Origin of the sequence: Streptomyces sp. N35 (assembly GCF_016464295.1) — a bacterium.
Classification (GTDB): Bacteria; Actinomycetota; Actinomycetes; order Streptomycetales; family Streptomycetaceae; genus Streptomyces.
The window spans coordinates 31,673-50,510 of record NZ_JAEIMH010000004.1; the positions used below are offsets into that span (position 1 = coordinate 31,673).

Below are 18,838 nucleotides of genomic sequence, written 5' to 3' on the forward strand. Positions count from 1 at the left end.
CCCGGCCGGCGCGCCGGGCCGCGGCGCGGGGGCGCCCCCGGCCGGTCCCAGGTGCGCGGGATGCTGCGCGCCGAGGCGGCCGTCGTGGCACTGACCGGGCTGGCCGTGGGGACGGCGGTGGCCGCGGTGCCGCTGCTCGCGTTCAGCTTCGCCACGGCCCGGGCGCTGCCGTATCTCCCCCTCGACCAGACCGCGTTGATTGCCGCCGTGGTGACGGCGACGGCCTTCGCGGGCACGCTGTTGCCGGCCCGCGCGGCCTCGCGGTGAGACTCAGTGGACGGCGTCGAGCCTGGCCCGCTGGTCCTCGGTGAGCACCAGATCGGCGGCCGCCAGGTTCTCTTCCAGCTGGGCGAGCGAGGACGCCCCCGCGAGCGGAATGGTCGGGATGTCGCTGTCGATCAGCCAGGACAGGACCACCTGGTTCGCCGTCGCCCCGGTCTCCTTCACCACCTCGTCGAGCACGGCCCGGCGCGCGGGGGTGCCGGCGTGCTCAAGGGGATAGTCGATGGGCTTGTCGGTACGGGTGTAGGCGCCGGTGAGCAGCGGGCTGTACGCGACCAGGGTGAGTGCGGGGTTGTTGCGCACGTAGTTCTGCAGCTCCCCCGAGAACACACCGATGTCGCCGTCCCGCGACAGCTGGCCGGGGATGTCGGTGCGGCGGCGCAGATACGTGTGGTGGTACTGCAGCACCTCGTAGCCGGGCAGCCCCGCGGCGGCCGCGACGGCGCGGGCGCGCTCGACCTTCCAGGCCCAGTGGTTGCTGACGCCGAGGAGGCCCACGGTGCCCTCCTCGACGAGCGCGGCGAAGCCCTCCACGGTCTCGGTGAGGCCGGTGTCCGGGTCCTCGATGTGCGCGTACAGGAGATCGAGCTTCTCGACGCCGAGACGCTCCCGGCTGGCCTCCGCGGACTCGCGGATCACCTTGGCGCTCAGGCCCTCGGCGTTGTCGGTGTAGCTGGTGCCGGGCGCGAGGGGGCGGGCGCCGAGCTTGGTGGCGATGACGATCTCGTCGCCGATGCCGCGGCTGCGGCGCCAGTTGCCGATGATGGTCTCGCTCTCGCCGCCCTGGCTGCCCGTGTTCCAGAACGCGTAGTTGTTGGACGTGTCGATGAAGGTGCCGCCCGCCTCGACGAAGCGGTCGAGGATCGCGAAGGCGGTGTCCTCGTCGGTACGGGTGCCGAACAGCATGGCCCCGAGGCTGAGCACGCTGACCTTGCGGCGCGTGGCGGGGTTGGTGCCAAGGGTGCGGTAACGCATGGAGGTCCTCCTCGACGTGCCCGCGGACTGCGGGGCGTTGAGAAGGACTCTGCCTGTTGAAGTGCACGCGAAGGCAAGCCCTGTCCGCGCGCGATGCCCTACCCGTTCAGATACGCCAGGACCGCCCGCACCCGCCGGTGCCCGCCCTCCGCAGGCGGGAGTTCCAGCTTCGTGAAGACGTTGCCGATGTGCTTGTGGACCGAACGCTCCGTGATCACCAGGGACTTGGCGATCGTCGCGTTGTCGTGACCCTCGGCCATCAGCTGCAGCACCTCGCGCTCCCGCGCCGTGAGCGACTCCAGCGGGGAGCCCTGGCGGCGGCGCGAGAGGAGCTCCGTCACGACCTCGGGGTCGAGCGCCGTGCCGCCGGACGCCACCCGCTCCAGCGCGTCGAGGAATTCGTCGACCCGGCCGACCCGGTCCTTCAGGAGATACCCGACCCCGCGCGCGCCGCCGCCGAGCAGCTCGGCGGCGTAGGTCTCCTCGACGTACTGGGACAGGACCAGGACCGGCAGGTCCGGCAGCGACTCACGGGCGGCCAGCGCGGCCCGCAGCCCTTCGTCCCGGAAGCCGGGCGGCATCCGTACGTCCAACACCGCCGCGTCCGGGCGGTGTTGGAGCAGCAGGGGCAGGACCTCGGGTCCGGTCGGCGCGACGCCCGCCACCTCGTGCCCGGCCGACCGCAGGAGCAGCACGAGCCCCTCGCGCAACAAGGCATTGTCCTCGGCGATCACCACGCGCACGGCAGCCCCACTTCGATCTCGGTCGGCCCTCCGGCGGGGCTCGTCAGGGACACGGTGCCATCCAGCGCGGCGACACGGCGCCGTACCCCGATCAGTCCGCTGCCGGCGGACTCGTCCGCTCCCCCGCGGCCGTGGTCGCGTACGCGCACCCGCAGCATCCCCGGGGTGCGGGTCAGCGCGACCTCGGCGCGGGTGGCGCCGCTGTGCTTGGCCGCGTTGGTGAGCGCCTCCGCGACCACGAAGTACGCGGCGGCCTCGACGGCGGCCGGCGCGCGAGGACCGTCGGCCACCCCGTCGGCCGCCACCTCCACGGTCAGCCCGCTGGAGGCCGCGAGCGCACGGACCGCCCCGTCGAGGCCGCGGTCCGTGAGCACGGGCGGGTGGATGCCCCGTACGACATGACGCAGTTCCGCGAGGGCTTGTTCGGCCTGGTCCTGGGCGTCGTCGAGGAGCTTGCGGGCGGCTTCGGGATCGCGGTCGTACGCGCGCTTGGCCAGACCGATCCTCATGGACAGGGAGACGAGCCGGGCCTGGGCGCCGTCGTGCAGATCGCGTTCGATCCGGCGCAGCTCGGCGCCGTGCGCGGCGACCGCTCCGGCGCGGGTCTCGGTGAGCTGCTCCACGCGCTGGGCGAGGTCGGCGCCGGGTGGCGGCTGGAGCAGTCCGCGCGACCAGGAGCAGGACAGATCGGCGAGGACGTCGAAGACGGGCAGCACCACGGGCCGCCGTCCGAGCACGCCGCACCAGATGCCGTCGACGATGATCGCGGGCACCCACAGGATCAGGGAGAGATAGCAGAGCACCAGGCCGTAGACCAGTTGCGCGAGGACCCAGCGCAGGTCGCGGTAGGTGGCGGGATCGGTGGTCGCGTGCCGGAGCCGCTCGGCGAGCGGGCCGGTCAGCGGCAGATACGCCTGCGGCACACCCTCGCCGGTGCGCGCCCCGACCCGGCGGCGCTCGAAGGACGCGAAGCGCCTTACGGTCTGCACGGTCTCGGGCAGGATGCCCGCGCCGACGATCAGCAGGGTCGCCGCGAGCCCGAGCAGCAGCAGACCGAGCATCAGATAGCAGGCGAGGCTCACCGCGGCACCGATCAGCAGGTGCCGGGTGGCGAGCCAGGCTCTGTGTATCGCGGCGTCCATGGTGATCACAGGTTAAGCGCCGGGGCGGGCCGTCACGCCTGCTGCTTGTCGCGCAGCAGCCACAGGCCGACGGCGGAGCCGAGGAAGAGCACGCCGGTCGGTATGGACACGGCGACCTGTGTGAGGCCGTCCCACAGGAAGCTGGTGGAGACGTTGACGATGAGGGCGACGACGAGCAGCAGCCACAGCAGGGGCTTCATGACGGACTCCGAGGTGGTGGGCGGGCGGTGCTTGACGTGATCCATCCTGGCAAGCGCCCTTAGGCCGCTACGAGGGTGCCCACTGGCCGATACGGGGTGGAGCGGGCTACACCACCGCCGGCCGGTCACTCCCGGTGGCCGCCCGCCCCGGACGGCCCTCGCCAACATGTGGGGCCCGACCAGCGGACCTACCGTCGCCTCATACGTGTCCGCACGCGCCGACCGAGGGAGCCGAGCGGTGACCGACCAAGTGACCGAGCCGGGCGCCGCGCTGTTGCGCGCCGGGAAGTTCTTCCGGCGCGGCGAGGCCGCCCCCGATATGCACAGCGTGCAGCTCAAGGGCGGACGGCAGGCCGACACCTTCTACCGGGACCGCTGGAGCCACGACAAGGTCGTGAACTCCACGCACGGCGTGAACTGCACCGGTTCCTGTCGCTGGAAGGTGTACGTCAAGGACGGCATCATCACGTGGGAGACCCAGCAGACGGACTATCCGTCGGTGGGCCCCGACCGTCCCGAGTACGAGCCGCGCGGCTGCCCCCGCGGCGCCGCGTTCTCCTGGTACACGTACTCGCCGACGCGCGTCCGCTACCCGTACATCCGCGGTGTTCTCCTGGAGATGTACCGCGAGGCGAAGGCCCGTCTCGGTGACCCGGTGCAGGCCTGGGCGGACATCCAGGGCGACCCGGAGCGGCGCAGGAGGTACCAACAGGCCCGCGGCAAGGGCGGGTTGGTGCGCGCCACGTGGGACGAGTCCCTTGAGATCGTCGCGGCCGCGCACGTCCACACCATCAAGCAGCACGGCCCGGACCGGGTCGCCGGCTTCTCGCCGATCCCTGCGATGTCGATGGTCTCGCACGCGGCGGGCGCCCGGTTCATGTCCCTCATCGGCGCCCCGATGCTCTCCTTCTACGACTGGTACGCGGACCTCCCCGTCGCCTCGCCGCAGGTCTTCGGCGACCAGACGGACGTGCCGGAGTCCGGCGACTGGTGGGACGCCGCGTATCTGATGATGTGGGGCTCCAACGTCCCTGTGACCCGCACCCCGGACGCGCACTGGATGGCCGAGGCCCGTTATCGCGGCCAGAAGGTGGTCGTGGTCGCGCCGGACTACGCGGACAACGCGAAGTTCGCCGACGAGTGGCTGCACCCGCACCCCGGCACGGACGCGGCGCTCGCGATCTCCATGGGGCACGTCATCCTCAAGGAGTTCTTCGTCGACAAGAAGACCGACTTCTTCGACGACTACGTACGCAAGTACACCGACCTGCCGTTCCTGGTGACGCTCGTCGAGAAGGACGGCGCGTACGTGCCGTCGAAGTTCCTGCGCGCGAGCGATATCGGGCAGGACAGCGAGGCCGCCGAGTGGAAGACCGTCGTCCTCGACGAGAACACCGGCCGGCCGGCCGTGCCCAACGGCTCGCTGGGCTTTCGCTGGACCGAGTCCGGCATGGGCAAGTGGAACCTTCAGCTCGGCTCGATCACCCCGCAACTCTCCCTGCACGGCACGGAGTTCGCGACCGGCGTCGAGGTACTGCTCCCCCGCTTCGACACCGAGGGCGGTGAACACGGCCAGGGCCGCGGCGAGATCCTTTCGCGCGGTGTCCCGGCCACGCGCCTCGGCGGCCAGGACGGTCCGCTCGTCACCACGGTCTTCGACCTGCAGCTCGCGCAGTACGGAGTCGCCCGCGAGGGCCTGCCCGGCCAGTGGCCCGCCTCGTACGACGACGCGGAGACCCCCGGCACCCCGGCCTGGCAGGAGGCGCACACCTCCGTACCCGCCGCGCAGGCCGTCAAGATCGCCCGGGAGTTCGCGCAGACCGCCGAGAAGTCCCGCGGCCGCTGCATGATCCTGATGGGCGCCGGTACGAACCACTGGTTCCACTCCGAGCAGATCTACCGCTCCTTCCTCGCCCTGCTGCAGCTCACCGGCTGCCAGGGCCGCAACGGCGGCGGCTGGGCGCACTACGTCGGCCAGGAGAAGTGCCGTCCGGTGACCGGCTGGGCGACGCTGGCCGGAGCCGGTGACTGGTCTCGGCCGCCGCGGCAGATGATCGGCGCCGCGTACTGGTTCCTCAACACCGACCAGTGGCGTTACGACAAGTTCCAGGCCGACGTCCTCGCCTCGCCGCTCGGTGAGGGCCGCTTCGAGGGGATGACGGGCGCGGACTGCCTTGCCCTGTCGGCGCGTTCGGGCTGGATGCCCTCGTATCCGACCTTCAACCGGAACCCGCTCGACCTCGCCGAGTCCGAGGACCCGGTGGCCGACACCGTCGCGGAACTCAAGGCCGGGACGCTGAAGTTCGCCTGCGAGGACCCCGACGCGGAGGAGAACTGGCCGCGGGTGGTCACGCTGTGGCGCGCCAACCTCCTGGGTTCGTCCGCGAAGGGCGCCGAGTACTTCACCAAGCACCTGCTCGGCACCCACTCCTCGCTGCGGGCCGACGAGGCCGGTCCTGACGTACGGCCGCGGGATGTGAAGTGGCACGAGGAGGCACCGGAAGGAAAGCTCGACCTGTTGCTTTCCCTGGACTTCCGGCAGACCTCCTCGACGCTCCTGAGCGATGTCGTACTCCCGGCCGCCACTTGGTACGAGAAGCACGACCTGTCGACCACGGACATGCACCCGTACGTGCACTCGTTCACCCCCGCGGTGAACCCGCCGTGGCAGGCCCGCACCGACTTCGACACCTTCCTCGGACTGGCCCGTAAGTTCAGCGAGCTGGCCCGCCCCCACCTCGGCACCCGCAAGGACCTGGTGGCGACCGCGCTGCAGCACGACACCCCCGGCGAGATCGCCCAGCCCGGCGGTGTGGTGCTCGACTGGAAGCGCGGCGAATGCGAGCCCGTGCCCGGCAAGACCATGCCGAACCTGACGGTGGTCGAGCGGGACTACACCGCCATCGGCGAGAAGTTCGCCGCGCTCGGTCCGCTGGTGGAGAAGCTGGGCCTGCCCGCGAAGGGCATCGCTCTCCACCCCGACGAGGAGGTCGAGGAGCTCAAGCAGCGCAACGGCACGGTACGCGGCGGTCCCGCGGACGGGCGGCCGCTGCTCGACACCGCGATCAAGGCGGCGAACACGATCCTCGCGCTGTCCGGCACGACCAACGGACGCCTCGCCACGCAGGGCTTCCACACCCTGGAGAAGCGCACGGGCCAGGAGATGGCACACCTCGCCGCCGAGCACGAGGGCAAGCGCATCACGTACGCCGATACGCAGGCCGCGCCCATCCCCGTCATCACCTCGCCCGAGTGGTCGGGCAGCGAGTCCGGCGGCCGGCGCTACACCGCCTTCACGCTCAACACCGAGCACCTGAAGCCCTGGCATACGCTCACCGGTCGTCAGCACTTCTTCCTCGACCACGACTGGATGCACGAACTCGGCGAGGCGCTGATCGTCTACAAGCCGCCGCTGGACATGCACCGTCTGTTCGGCGAACCAAGGCTCGGCGTGGACGGCACCAAGGAAGTCACCGTCCGGTACCTCACCCCGCACAACAAGTGGTCCATCCACTCCGAGTACCAGGACAACCTGTTCATGCTCTCGCTCTCGCGCGGCGGCCAGAACATCTGGATGTCGCCGCAGGACGCGGACGCGATCGGCGTGAAGGACAACGACTGGATCGAGGCGGTCAACCGCAACGGTGTGGTCGTGGCGCGCGCGATCGTCTCGCACCGCATGCCGCAGGGCACGGTCTACATGCACCATGCGCAGGAACGCACGGTGGGCGTCCCGAAGACGGAGACCACCGGCAAGCGCGGCGGCATCCACAACTCGCTCACCCGGGTCCTGATGAAGCCCAGCCATCTCATCGGCGGCTACGCGCAGCTCTCCTGGGCCTTCAACTACCTGGGCCCCACGGGCAACCAGCGCGACGAGGTGACGGTCATCCGTCGCCGCTCGCAGGATGTGGAGTACTGACATGCGCGTCATGGCTCAAGTGGCGATGGTGATGAACCTCGACAAGTGCATCGGGTGCCACACCTGCTCGGTGACCTGCAAGCAGGCGTGGACCAACCGCACCGGCATGGAGTACGTCTGGTTCAACAACGTCGAGACCCGGCCCGGTCAGGGCTACCCCCGGCGTTACGAGGACCAGGAGAAGTGGCAGGGCGGCTGGGTCCTCAACAAGCGCGGCGCCCTCAAGCTCAAGAACGGCGGCCGGTTCAAGAAGCTCTCCCACATCTTCTCCAACCCCAAGCTGCCGGAGATCAAGGACTACTACGAGCCCTGGACGTACGACTACAAGAACCTCACCGACGCCCCGCTCGGCGACGACTTCCCGGTGGCGGAGCCGCGTTCGCTGATCACCGGCAAGCCGATGAAGATCGAGTGGTCCTCGAACTGGGACGACAACCTGGCGGGTGCGGTCGAGCACGGTCCGCAGGACCCGATGGTCGAGAAGGTCCGTGAACAGGCCGCGGAGAAGGTCAAGTTCGCGTTCGAGCAGACCTTCATGTTCTATCTGCCGCGGATCTGCGAGCACTGCCTCAACCCGGCGTGCGTGGCCTCCTGCCCCTCGGGCGCGATGTACAAGCGCAACGAGGACGGCATCGTGCTCGTCGACCAGGACCGCTGCCGCGGCTGGCGGCAGTGCGTGACGGGCTGCCCGTACAAGAAGGTCTACTTCAACCACTCCACCGGCAAGGCCGAGAAGTGCACGATGTGCTACCCGCGCGTCGAGGTCGGTCTGCCCACGGTCTGCTCCGAGACCTGCGTCGGCCGGCTCCGCTATCTCGGCGTGATCCTGTACGACGCCGACAAGGTGACCGAGGCCGCCTCCACGAAGGACGACAAGGCGCTGTACGAGGCCCAGTTGGGCGTCTTCCTCGATCCCGACGACCCCGAGGTCCAGCGGGCCGCGGAGGCCGCGGACATCCCGTACGACTGGATGGAAGCGGCCCGGCGCTCCCCCGTACGCGCGCTGATCAGCAAGTACAAGGTGGCTCTCCCGCTGCACCCGGAGTACCGGACCATGCCGATGGTCTGGTACATCCCGCCGCTCTCCCCCGTCGTCGACGCCCTCACCGAGACGGGCCACGACGGTGAGGACGCGGGCAACCTGTTCGGCGCGATCGACACCCTCCGTATCCCGCTCGAATACCTCGCGGAGATCTTCACGGCCGGCGATGTCGCCCCCGTCCGGTCCTCCCTGAACAAGCTGGCGGCGATGCGCTCGCACATGCGGGCCATCAACCTCGGCGATGTGCCCGACCATGCGATCGCCGATTCGGTGGGCATGAGCGCGCAGGAGATCGAGGAGATGTACCGGCTGCTCGCGATCGCCAAGTACGAGGACCGCTATGTGATCCCGACCGCGGCCGTCGGTGACGCGAAGGCGCTCGAGGAGTCGGCGGTTCCCGACACCTGTTCGCTGGACCACGAGGGTGGTCCGGGCATGGGCGGAGACGGGCCGTTCGGACAGGACTCCGGCTCGGGCAAGAAGCAGCTGCCGCTGGTCTCGATCGAGAACTTCCACGCGGCCCGCAAGCGCCAGACCTCCGACGAAGAACCGGCCGACGTCAGGGAGCAGCAGTGAAGAACGCGGTCCTCTACCAGGCGGCTTCGCTCTGCCTCTCGTATCCCGACGACGAGTTCCGCGCGCGTCTGCCGCTGCTGCGGCAGGCCGCCCCGCAGCTGCGGGGCTTCCTCGACTTCCCCGACGAGACGGACCCCACCGAACTCGCCGCGCCCTACGTCAAGGGCTTCGAGTTCAAGAACCCGCACAGCCTCTATCTGAGCTGGTGGCGCGACGGTGACACCCGGCGGCGCGGCATGACCCTGGTCGGCTTCAAACAGGTCTACCGCGAGCACGGTCTGGAGTTCTCCGACGAGGAGCTGCCGGACTTCCTGCCGGCGGTCCTGGAGTTCTCGGCGAAGGTCGACACGCGGCTGCTCCTCGAATTCCGCCCGGGCCTGGAGCTGCTGCGCCTGGCCCTCACCGATCACGGCACGCCCTACGCGAGCGTGCTCGATGCCGTCTGCCGCACACTGCCCGGCCCGTCCCCCAAGGACAAGGCGGCCGCGCTGGCGATGGCCAAGTGCGGTCCGCCGATGGAAACCGTCGGCCTCGAACCCTTCACGCTCGTGGGAGAGCCCTCATGAACACGCTCCTTTGGGGGGTCCTGCCGTACGTCGCCGTCGCGCTCCTGATCGCGGGCACGTTCTGGCGGTTCAAGTACGACAAGTTCGGCTGGACCACCCGCTCCTCGCAGGTCTACGAGTCGAAGCTGCTCAACATCGCCTCGCCGATGTTCCACTACGGGCTGCTCTTCGTGCTCGTCGGACATCTGATGGGCCTGTTCATCCCCGAGTCCTGGACCGACAAGGTCGGCATGGACGAGCACCTGTACCACCAGCTGTCGCTGTACGGCGGTACGGCCGCGGGTGTACTCGCGGTCCTCGGCATCGTGCTGCTGCTCTACCGGCGCCGTACGAACACCCCCGTCTTCAAGGCGACCACGGCCAACGACAAGGTCATGTACCTGGTGCTGCTCGCCGCGATCGTGATGGGCATGTGGGCCAAGCTCACCAACTCCTCGCCCTCGCACGGCTACGACTACCGTCTGACGATCGCGCCGTGGGCCCGCTCCCTGTTCACGCTGCAGCCCGACATCGACAAGATGGTGGGTGTCCCGCTCACGTACCAGATCCACGCCGTCATCGGCCTGCTGCTCTTCGCCCTGATCCCCTTCACGCGCCTGGTGCACATGTTCAGCGCGCCCGTGCAGTACCTCTTCCGCCCGTACGTGGTCTACCGCAGCCGGGACGAGACGCAGCTGGGATCGCGCAAGGAGCGGCCGGGGTGGGAGCGGACGAAGTCCTAGCGCCCGTCAACGGGGCGTCTGCGCCGACTCGTTGAGAGATCCCCGTACGGTCCTGGTCTCGCCCGGGAGTGCGCGGCGGTGCCTGACCGGGGACAGGATCAGGGGCAGTCCGCTCAGCCAGAGGCAGACGGCACCGGACCACAGGGCCGCGCGCAGCGAGACGTACTCGCCGATGAGGCCCGACAGGGCCCCCGCGACGGCCATCGCCCCCATCAGCATGAAGCGGAAGGTGGCGTTCATCCGGCCGAGCAGCGGCGCGGGGGTCAGGCGCTGGCGCAGGCTGACTCCGAGTACGTTGCCCAGGCCGGTCGTGAGGGTGAACAGGAGCCACGCGCCCGAGGCCACCCACAGCCACGGGCCGCGGTCGATGAGCGGCACGAGGAGCCCCACCGGTGCCACGCACAGGTTCACCAGGGCGAGGCAGCGGCCGAAGCCGAACCTGGCGGCGAGCGGACGGGCGCACCAGGCGCCGAGGAAGATCCCGACTCCGCCGATGGCCCAGTACACGCCCAACAGACCGGCGGACAGGTGGAGTTCGCGGGCGAAGAGCACCGGCAGCATCGTGTTGATCATGACGCCGCCGAGGTTGCTGAGGGTGCCGGTGAGGGCCAGGGCGCGCAGTTCGGCGTCGCCCAGGACATGCCGCAGACCTTCGGCGATCTGGGTGCGCAGACTGGTAGCGGGCTCGGGTCCGGCCTTCCGTACGGGCCCGTCGTCCGTGCTCTTGAGCCGCATCAGCCGCAACCCCGCGATCAGGTAGCCCACGGCCGCGCAGGCCAGCGCCACCGGAGCGCTGAGGAACTGTACGAGGCCGCCGCCTGCGCCCCGTCCCGTGATGCTGCCGGCCGCCTGCAGGCTGACGAGCGCCGCGTTGGCCGGCACCAGGGCGTCGGGTCCGACGAGGCGGGGCAGGGTGCTCTGCGCGGTCACGTCGAAGAAGACCGTGCAGACCCCGTCGAGCAGGACCACCGCGCACAGCTGCCCGAACGTGAGCACATCGAGCCACCACGCCAGCGGTACGGACACCAGCAAGGTGCCCCTGCACAGGGCCGCGACGACCAGGACCCTGCGGTGCGCGAGGCGGTCGACCCACGCTCCCGCGGGCAGTCCGATCACCAGGAACGCCAGCGTTCCGAGGGCGGCGAGGAGACCGACCTGGCCCGCGCTCGCGTCCAGGGCCAGGAGGGCGAGCAGGGGGACGGCGACGTAGGAGACGTTCATGCCGAGGACGCTCAGCGCCGATGCGGAGAACAGCGTGCGGAAGTCGCGTATCCGCCACGGGGACAGGGTGGTCATGACCAGCACGGTGCCCGGGCGTCGCAGACCTGCGCGAATGTTTTAGCCTGGACTGAATCTGAGCAGGGTCGGCGGTGGACCCTCGGAGGGCGGGCGCATGCTGAAGATCGAGTTCTCGGCCGAGGACGTGGCCCGTACCCGCTTCTCGATCTCCCCGCTCTGGGAGGTCGTCGCCGGCGTACGGATCCTGCTCGGCGCCGACGAACAGCATCTGCACCGGACCTGGACCGCGCAGGTGCGGTCCAGGATCGCCGCCGCGCGCCTGGATCTGACCCCGCTCGCGGCGCTCGTGCCGCCGGGCACCAGCTCGGTCCCCGGTTTCCTGACCCCGCCGCCGACCACCCCCGGCCCCTCCCTCGACGTCGAACTCGCCACGTTGCGCGCCACTGCGCCGCAGCGGCTGCGCGCCGGGCCCTCGCAGGCGCAGCCCGGTGTGCGGGCGCTGCGCGCGGACCCGGAGCGCGGCCTGGGCAGACTGGCCGACCTGATCTCCGCGTACTGGGAACTGGCGATGGCGCCGTACTGGCCGCGCATCCTCGGCCTCCTGGAAGCCGACATCCAGTACCGGGCCAGGCGCTTCGCCGAAGGCGGCACACGGCGCCTCTTCGACGACCTGGATCCCCAGCTGTCCTGGGATGCGGGCACCCTGCATGTCCGACACCGATTCCTGCACGGGGTCCGGCGGCTCGACGGACGGGGGCTGCTGCTCGGGCCCTCGGCGTTCGTCTGGCCCCGGGTGTTCTGGACGACGGACCTGGTGGACCAGCCGACGCTGCGTTATCCGCCGCGCGGCGTCGGAGAGCTGTGGTCGCCGCGCCCCGATCCCGAGTCGGCCGCGCTGGGCAAGGTCCTCGGAGCGTCCCGCGCCCGCCTCCTCACGGAGCTGACGTCCCCCGCCTCCACCACCGACCTGGCCCTGCGCACGGGCCTCACCCCGGGCGGAGTCTCCCAACACCTGTCCGCACTACGGTCGTCCGGCCTGGTCTCCGCCCACCGCGCGGGCCGCGTGGTGCTCTACGCGCGCACGCGGATCGCCGAGGACCTGGTCGCGGGGGCGGAGGGCCGGCCCTCCCGGGGCGGGGCGTGATCCGGATGCCCGCGCAGGGTGGGGCGTAATCCGGATGCCCGCGCGGGGGCATCGGCCTACCCTTGCCGCAGGTCAGAGGCAGGGAGGGGTGGGACGCAGATGCGTGCAGACAGCAGCGAGGGGGTGGCGGCGGCGCTACGGCTCGCGCAAGGCATGCCCCTGGGCGAGGCGCTGGACACGACGGACCCGGCCGCCTGGCTCTCCCTCGACGTCGGCGTACGTGAACTCCGGTGGTCCCAACGGCATTTGCTGCCCACCCGGGCGGAGATCTCCGGGCAGCGCCTCTCCTGGGAGCCGGGTGCGACGCTGCCGACCGTGCGGCTGAGGCCCAGGGAACTCGTCGACGCCCGTCTCGCGCTGGCCCTGTGCCACCCGGACGGACGGGTCCGGGAGGCCTCGGTCCTGGCAGCCGCGGAGTGCCCGCAGCTCCTGCCGCTGATCGTCGTACGCGCCACTGACTGGGCCGCACCGGTTCGTGAGCGGGCGCGGGCCGTGCTGCGGACCGCGCTCCCTCTGCTCGACAGGGCGCAGCTCACGGGTCTTGCTCCCGTGATCCTGCGGGTCGCAGGGCGCGAACGTGCCGACTTCGGGGTGGAGTTGCTGCGCCGCACTCTGGGCGAGGCGCCACAGGACCGGCTTGAGCGGCTGCTCACGCACCCGGACCGTGACACGAGGCGCTTCGCGTACCGCTTCGCCATCACCGAGCTGCGGCTCCCGCCTGCCGAACTGGCCCGCGCCGCCCTGCGCGACAGGGACATCGTCGTACAGCACATGTGCGCGGACGCAGCGCTCGCGGCCGTACCCGCCGATACGTACGACGCGGCACTCGATCCGCTGCTCGAAGCCCGCAACCCGCGCGTGCGAGCGGCCGGAGTGACCGCACTGCGCCGATCCGGACAGGCCGAACGCGCCGTGCCGTTCCTCGCCGACCGCGCGCCGATGGTGCGCGCCTGCGCCCGCTATGTCGCACGGCAACTGGGCGTCGAACCCCGCCCCCACTACCTCGCCTGGTGCGCGGCCGCCGACGAGATACCGCCCGGGGCGCCGATCGGTCTGGCCGAATGCGGCGCACGTATTGATGCCGACGTGCTCTGGGCGCTGACCGGGCATCCGGTCGCGCGTATCAGGGCGAGTGCGGTGGCAGGGCTGCGCGCCCTCGACGCGGTGCACTCCGCGAGCGCGGACCGCCTCCTGCCGCTCCTGGACGATCCGGCGTCCGGCGTTGCCCGCGAGGCCGCCGCCCCGCTCGCCGCGGCGCCGGGGGGGGTCCCCTCCGCATGGCTGCTCGCCCGCCTCGCCTCGGATCGCCCCCGGCACATCCGGGTGGCCGCCTTCAGACTGCTCGACCGACAGGGGGGAATGCCCCAACTCCGCGCTGCCGTAGCCCTCTTGGACGACCCGAATCCCAAGCTGCGTCACTGGGCAGGCCAGTCCGTGCAGCGCTGGGAGCCCCCGATCGGGTTGCCCCGCGGGGACGCCGAGGTGGCGGCACTCTACGAGCGCTGTGCGCACCTGTTCAGCCCGTACGTGTTCAAGCGGCGCAAGTGGGCTGCGGGAATCCGCGGTTGACCGTCCCGCGGCGCCCGCCCTCCGTCGCGCCCACACCCGTCAGCCCTACGCCGCACCCCCCTTGGTGTCCTGGTCGCCGGGCGGAGTGTCGCGTTCGTCGTCGACGATCTCCGCGTCGACCACGTCGTCCGCGGGCGGGGCGTCCTCGGCCTGAGCGTCCTGGGGCTGGTCGCTCGGCCCCTGGGCGGCCTGGGCGTACATCGCCTGGCCCATCCGCTGGCTGACCGTGGCCAGCTTCTCGGTGGCGCCGCGGAGTTCGTCGATGTCGGCGTCCGACTGGCCGATCACGCGCTTGAGCCCGGTCAGGGCTTCCTCGACTTCCGTCTTGGTGTCGGCGGGGATCCGCTCGGCGTTGTCGGCGAGGAACCGCTCGGTCTGGTAGGCGAGTTGCTCGGCGCCGTTGCGGGTCTCCGCCGCCTCACGGCGCTTGCGGTCCTCGTCCGCGTACTGCTCGGCCTCGCGCATCATCCGGTCGATGTCGTCCTTCGGGAGCGCCGATCCGCCGGTGACGGTCATCTTCTGCTCGCGGCCCGTCGCGAGGTCCTTCGCCGATACGTGCATGATCCCGTTGGCGTCGATGTCGAAGGTCACCTCGATCTGCGGGACGCCGCGGGGTGCGGGCGGCAGTCCGGTGAGGTCGAAGACGCCGAGCTTCTTGTTGTACGCGGCGATCTCCCGCTCCCCCTGGAAGACCTGGATGCCGACGGAGGGCTGGTTGTCGGTCGCGGTGGTGAAGACCTCCGAACGGCGGGTGGGGATGGTCGTGTTGCGCTCGATCAGTTTCGTCATGATGCCGCCCTTGGTCTCGATGCCGAGGGAGAGCGGGGTGACGTCGAGGAGCAGCACGTCCTTCACGTCGCCGCGGATGACGCCGGCCTGGAGAGCCGCACCCACGGCCACGACCTCGTCCGGGTTGACGCCCTTGTGCGGGTCCTTGCCGGTGAGCTGCTTGACCAGGTCGGTGACGGCGGGCATCCGGGTCGAGCCGCCGACGAGAATGACGTGGTCCACGGCGGAGAGCTGGATGTTCGCGTCCTTGACCGCCTGGTGGAAGGGCTCCTTGCAGCGGTCCAGGAGGTCCTTGGTGAGCTCCTGGAACTGGGCGCGGGTGAGCTTCTCCTCCAGATGCAGCGGACCGGCCGAACTGGCCGTGATGTAGGGCAGGTTGACCGTGGTCTCGTTGGCGGAGGACAGCTCGATCTTCGCCTTCTCGGCGGCCTCGCGCAGCCGCTGCACGGCCATCTTGTCCTTGGCGAGATCGACCCCGTGCCCGTTCTTGAACTGCTTGACCAGATACTCGACGACCCGCTGGTCCCAGTCGTCGCCGCCGAGCTTCGTGTCCCCGTTGGTGGCCTTGACCTCGATGACCCCGTCGCCGATCTCGAGCAGCGACACATCGAAGGTGCCGCCGCCCAGGTCGAAGACAAGCACCGTCTGCTCGTCGCCTCGGTCGAGACCGTACGCGAGCGCCGCGGCCGTCGGCTCGTTGATGATCCGCAGCACCTTGAGGCCCGCGATCTCACCGGCCTCCTTGGTGGCCTGGCGCTGGGTGTCGTCGAAGTACGCGGGCACGGTGATCACGGCGTCCGTGACCGTCTCACCCAGATACGACTCGGTGTCCCGCTTGAGCTTCTGCAGCACGCGCGCGGACAGCTCCTGGGCGCGCAGCCGGCTGCCGTCGATGGTGCCTTCGTCGGGGAAGCGCCAACCGGTGTCTCCCATATGACGCTTGACGGAGCGTGCGGTGCGCTCGATGTTCGTCACCGCCTGCCGTTTGGCGACCTCGCCGACGAGGACTTCGCCGTTCTTGGCGAAGGCGACGACGGACGGCGTGGTGCGCGCTCCTTCGGCGTTGGCGACCACGGTGGGGTCGCCGCCTTCGAGGACCGCGACCACAGAGTTCGTCGTACCGAGATCGATGCCGACCGCGCGTGCCATGTCAGTCCCCTTCCGACAGCCCCACTCCCGGATCTCCAGCACAAAACTTGAGCGGGCTCTTGTCAATGCCCCGGACGGTCGGTCCGGTGGCACTCGTCGCGTCCGGTTGCCCTCGACTCCTGCGGTTGTACCGTCGGGGCATGGAGCAGCGCATCACCCTGATCACTCTCGGAGTTACCGATCTGACCCGGGCCAAACGCTTCTACGAGGCGTTGGGCTGGCAGGGGCAGGAGGTCGAGGAGACGGTCTTCTATCAGGCGGGCGGTCTGGGCCTCGTCCTGTGGGGCCGCGAGAAGCTGGCGGCGGACTCGGGGGTCGCACCGGGTGCGGCCGGTGGCTTCGGCGGAATCGTCCTCGCCCACAACGTCCGCTCGGACAAGGAGGTCGACGAACTCCTCGCGGCGGCGGAGCGCGCGGGCGCCCGCGTCACGAAGCCGGCCACGGTGAACGTCGTCGGTTTCTACTCCGGCGCCTTCACCGACCCGGACGGCCACGTGTGGGAGGTGGCCCACAACCCCGGCTTCACGTTGAACGAGGACGGGACGCTGACGTTGCCGGAGTTCGGGGCTTGAGCTCGGGTGAGCCGGACCAGCCGGCGTACGCCTTCCTGACCTCGGTGTCGGTCGGCGACATCCTGTCGGGAGTCGTCACGCAGGTCGAGCACTCGTGGTGTTCGTCGACCTGGACGACGGCCCCGAACACCCCGTCTACCCGGGTGTCGGGTTCATCACGATCCCTGAACTGTCCTGGTGGGGGTTCGAATCGCCGCACGACATCGTCGAAGTGGGACAGCGTGTCACATGCCAGTTCCTCGGCTTCGACACCCACCTGGGCGAGGCCCGGCTCTCCCTGCGCGCCGCGCGGCCGGACCCCCTGCGGGCGTTCGCGAACGAGCATCGCGTGGGAGATGTCCTGCCGGGCACGGTGACGAAGGTGGTGCCGTTCGGCGTGTTCGTGCGGGTCGGCGGCCCGTTGGAGGGCCTGGTGCACCGGGATCTGTCCGGTGGACCCGAGTGGGACGCCCTCGTACCAGGTCTGCCCGTGACCGTCGTGATCACCGAGATCGACTGTGACCGTCGGCGGATCGCGCTCGCCTGGCGCTGACCGCACGGCGGTCGCCGCAGCACGACGCCCCCGCCCCGGACCACCGGTCCGGAACGAGGGCGCAGGCGTGGCGGCAGATCAGGCGAGCTTGGCGCTCAGCGTGATCGTGGTGCCGGTGAGCGCCTGGCTGACCGGGCAGTTGGCCTTGGCGTTCTCCGCTGCGGCCTGGAACGCCGCGTCGTCGAGACCGGGCACCTCGCCCTCGACGGTGAGGTGGATACCGGTGATCCCGGTGCCCGGCTGGAACGTGACATCGGCGGAGGTCGTGAGCTTGGTGGGCGGGGTGCCCGCACCGGTCAGACCGTGCGAGAGCGCCATCGAGAAGCAGCTGGAGTGGGCGGCCGCGATCAGCTCCTCCGGGCTGGTCTTGCCGTTCGCCTCCTCGGCACGGGACGGCCAGGACACGGCCTGCTCGCCGATGCCGGACGAGTCGAAGGTGACCGTTCCGGAGCCCTCCGTGAGGCTGCCTTCCCAGACGGTGTGTGCGCTGCGCGTGGTGGCCACGACAATTCCTTCCTCTGCGGGACGTCGGTGGACGGTTGGGGTGACGTCCTCCCCCATCCGACCACATCCGCGACCCCGCCCGCGATCAGGTCACCCGGAAAACGGGACCTTTCGCAGTGAACGGAAGCGATCCGCCTGCGCGCAGCAGGAAGGCGTGCTCCCGCCGGATCCGCAGAACGTCGCAGCCGCCGTCGGTGATGACGAGGACCGGTGCGTCCGGCGGAAAGTCCTCGGCCTGGTGCAACAGGTCGATCCCGGGCTGCAGCGCGGTGCCGCCGCGCCCCCGTACGCGTACTTTCTCGGCGATGTCCGTGACCGGCAGATAGCCCGCGTCGTGCGGCGCCGCATCGCAGAACACGACGCGCGCGGCCGGGACATCGCGCGCCGTCGCGAACGAGGCGATGGCGCCGAGGCCCTTGCCGAGCAGGGTGCGGCTCATCGAGGCGGAGGTGTCGAGGACGACCCCGAAGGTGCAGCGCCTGATCTCCTCCGGCGGGAAGTACCGGCCCGCGCGCGGGATGTCCGGTGTGGAGGCCTGGCGGCGCGCGGGCCGCGCATAGCTGCGGACCGGCTCCGGCCGGGGCACGAACTCGTCGAACCACTGGGCCAGTTGTGCGTCCCAGGCGAGCGGAGGCTGGGACAGCGCCCTGATCTCCTCGACCAGGCCCGCGGGGAGCGTGCCACGTCCCCGCGCCTGGTGCAGATCGAAGCCCTGCGCGAGCCCGCGCCGGTAGTACTCGTCGAGGTCGACATGGTCCGCGGGCCCGCTGATCGGCTCGCCCAGCACGTCACCGAGCCCCTTGCCGCGCAGTGTGGCGAGCCGGCGGATCCGGCGCAGGTCGCCGGCGATCCGGTCGTAGACCTCCTCGGTGGACAGACCGCTCAACTCCGGGTCGAACAGGGCACCTTGAGGCATCACGCCGACGTCCATCTCGCGCAGCCAGGCGTTGATGACGTAATCGGCGGCCACGTTGAAGAGATACGGGTCCCGGGCACCGCAGCGGTCGGCGTGCCGCAGAGCGGCGTGCAGCATCTCGTGCGCGAGCACGAAGCGCCACTCCTCGTCGCCGAGACGCACCAGCGGGTTGATGTAGATCTCGGCCGCCCCGGCCGTCTCCCCGGCGGGGGAGGAGGGGGGGGGCGGGGGCGGGGCGGCGGGGGGGGTGGGGG

At 70.5% G+C, this 18,838-nt stretch carries 16 protein-coding genes and 1 pseudogene; 9 read left to right on the forward strand and 8 right to left on the reverse strand.

All coding sequences use genetic code 11. The features are described from left to right. A pseudogene (locus tag JAO81_RS02920) lies at nt 1-267 on the forward strand (ABC transporter permease); the annotation flags it as partial. A 3-nt stretch (nt 268-270) separates the two neighbouring features. Here JAO81_RS02920 and JAO81_RS02925 read toward each other — a convergent pair. The 4 genes from JAO81_RS02925 to JAO81_RS02940 all read right to left on the reverse strand — a co-directional run bounded on the left by JAO81_RS02925 (nt 271) and on the right by JAO81_RS02940 (nt 3,387). Then, complete coding sequence (locus JAO81_RS02925) at nt 271-1,257, reverse strand: aldo/keto reductase (protein WP_199546133.1); 987 nt, start codon at nt 1,255-1,257, stop codon at nt 271-273. Between the two features lie 98 nt (nt 1,258-1,355). Beyond that, nucleotides 1,356-2,000 (reverse strand): response regulator transcription factor, encoded by a 645-nt coding sequence (locus tag JAO81_RS02930; protein WP_199546134.1) that lies wholly within the window; start codon nt 1,998-2,000, stop codon nt 1,356-1,358. Next, nucleotides 1,988-3,142, reverse strand: a complete 1,155-nt coding sequence (locus JAO81_RS02935; RefSeq protein ID WP_199546135.1) for a sensor histidine kinase — start codon at nt 3,140-3,142, stop codon at nt 1,988-1,990. The genes JAO81_RS02930 and JAO81_RS02935 overlap by 13 nt, the downstream gene beginning before the upstream one ends. 32 nt (nt 3,143-3,174) lie before the next feature. Further along, complete coding sequence (locus JAO81_RS02940; RefSeq protein WP_199546296.1) at nt 3,175-3,387, reverse strand: hypothetical protein; 213 nt, start codon at nt 3,385-3,387, stop codon at nt 3,175-3,177. A gap of 193 nt (nt 3,388-3,580) precedes the next feature. Between JAO81_RS02940 and JAO81_RS02945 the strand changes: the two genes are divergently transcribed. Genes JAO81_RS02945 through narI form a run of 4 tightly spaced genes read left to right on the forward strand, consistent with a single transcriptional unit; the run spans nt 3,581 to nt 10,170 of the window. Beyond that, nucleotides 3,581-7,264, forward strand: coding sequence for a nitrate reductase subunit alpha (locus tag JAO81_RS02945; RefSeq protein WP_307813116.1), 3,684 nt, complete (start codon nt 3,581-3,583; stop codon nt 7,262-7,264). Between the two features lies 1 nt (nt 7,265). Further along, nucleotides 7,266-8,882, forward strand: coding sequence for a nitrate reductase subunit beta (gene narH / locus JAO81_RS02950; RefSeq protein WP_199546137.1), 1,617 nt, complete (start codon nt 7,266-7,268; stop codon nt 8,880-8,882). Continuing rightward, nucleotides 8,879-9,448, forward strand: coding sequence for a nitrate reductase molybdenum cofactor assembly chaperone (narJ, locus tag JAO81_RS02955; protein WP_199546138.1), 570 nt, complete (start codon nt 8,879-8,881; stop codon nt 9,446-9,448). Before narH ends, narJ begins: the two co-directional genes overlap by 4 nt. Then, nucleotides 9,445-10,170 carry a respiratory nitrate reductase subunit gamma gene (narI, locus tag JAO81_RS02960; RefSeq protein ID WP_199546139.1) on the forward strand — a complete coding sequence of 242 codons (726 nt, stop codon included), beginning with the start codon at nt 9,445-9,447 and terminating at the stop codon, nt 10,168-10,170. Before narJ ends, narI begins: the two co-directional genes overlap by 4 nt. 6 nt (nt 10,171-10,176) lie before the next feature. On the opposite strand, the gene JAO81_RS02965 is transcribed toward narI, so the two are convergent. After that, nucleotides 10,177-11,466 carry an MFS transporter gene (locus JAO81_RS02965; protein WP_199546140.1) on the reverse strand — a complete coding sequence of 430 codons (1,290 nt, stop codon included), beginning with the start codon at nt 11,464-11,466 and terminating at the stop codon, nt 10,177-10,179. A gap of 97 nt (nt 11,467-11,563) precedes the next feature. Between JAO81_RS02965 and JAO81_RS02970 the strand changes: the two genes are divergently transcribed. Continuing rightward, nucleotides 11,564-12,553 (forward strand): helix-turn-helix transcriptional regulator, encoded by a 990-nt coding sequence (locus tag JAO81_RS02970; RefSeq protein ID WP_199546141.1) that lies wholly within the window; start codon nt 11,564-11,566, stop codon nt 12,551-12,553. A 99-nt stretch (nt 12,554-12,652) separates the two neighbouring features. Further along, on the forward strand, nt 12,653-14,122 hold the full coding sequence (locus JAO81_RS02975; protein WP_199546142.1) for a hypothetical protein: 1,470 nt from the start codon (nt 12,653-12,655) through the stop codon (nt 14,120-14,122). Nucleotides 14,123-14,167: 45 nt separating this feature from the next. Here the strand turns inward: JAO81_RS02975 and dnaK are convergent, their stop codons facing one another. After that, on the reverse strand, nt 14,168-16,060 hold the full coding sequence (dnaK, locus tag JAO81_RS02980) for a molecular chaperone DnaK (protein ID WP_199546143.1): 1,893 nt from the start codon (nt 16,058-16,060) through the stop codon (nt 14,168-14,170). A 140-nt stretch (nt 16,061-16,200) separates the two neighbouring features. Between dnaK and JAO81_RS02985 the strand changes: the two genes are divergently transcribed. Together JAO81_RS02985 and JAO81_RS02990 are read left to right on the forward strand one after the other, a co-directional pair. Then, nucleotides 16,201-16,632 carry a VOC family protein gene (locus tag JAO81_RS02985; protein ID WP_199546144.1) on the forward strand — a complete coding sequence of 144 codons (432 nt, stop codon included), beginning with the start codon at nt 16,201-16,203 and terminating at the stop codon, nt 16,630-16,632. Nucleotides 16,633-16,726: 94 nt separating this feature from the next. Further along, nucleotides 16,727-17,164, forward strand: a complete 438-nt coding sequence (locus JAO81_RS02990) for a S1 RNA-binding domain-containing protein (protein ID WP_307813117.1) — start codon at nt 16,727-16,729, stop codon at nt 17,162-17,164. Between the two features lie 78 nt (nt 17,165-17,242). Here JAO81_RS02990 and JAO81_RS02995 read toward each other — a convergent pair whose 3' ends face one another. Further along, a complete protein-coding gene (locus JAO81_RS02995; RefSeq protein ID WP_165332745.1) occupies nt 17,243-17,668 on the reverse strand; it encodes an OsmC family peroxiredoxin in 426 nt (141 codons plus the stop codon). Between the two features lie 85 nt (nt 17,669-17,753). After that, the coding region (locus JAO81_RS03000) for a hypothetical protein (RefSeq protein ID WP_199546145.1) at nt 17,754-18,838 on the reverse strand (1,085 nt) is incomplete at its 5' end.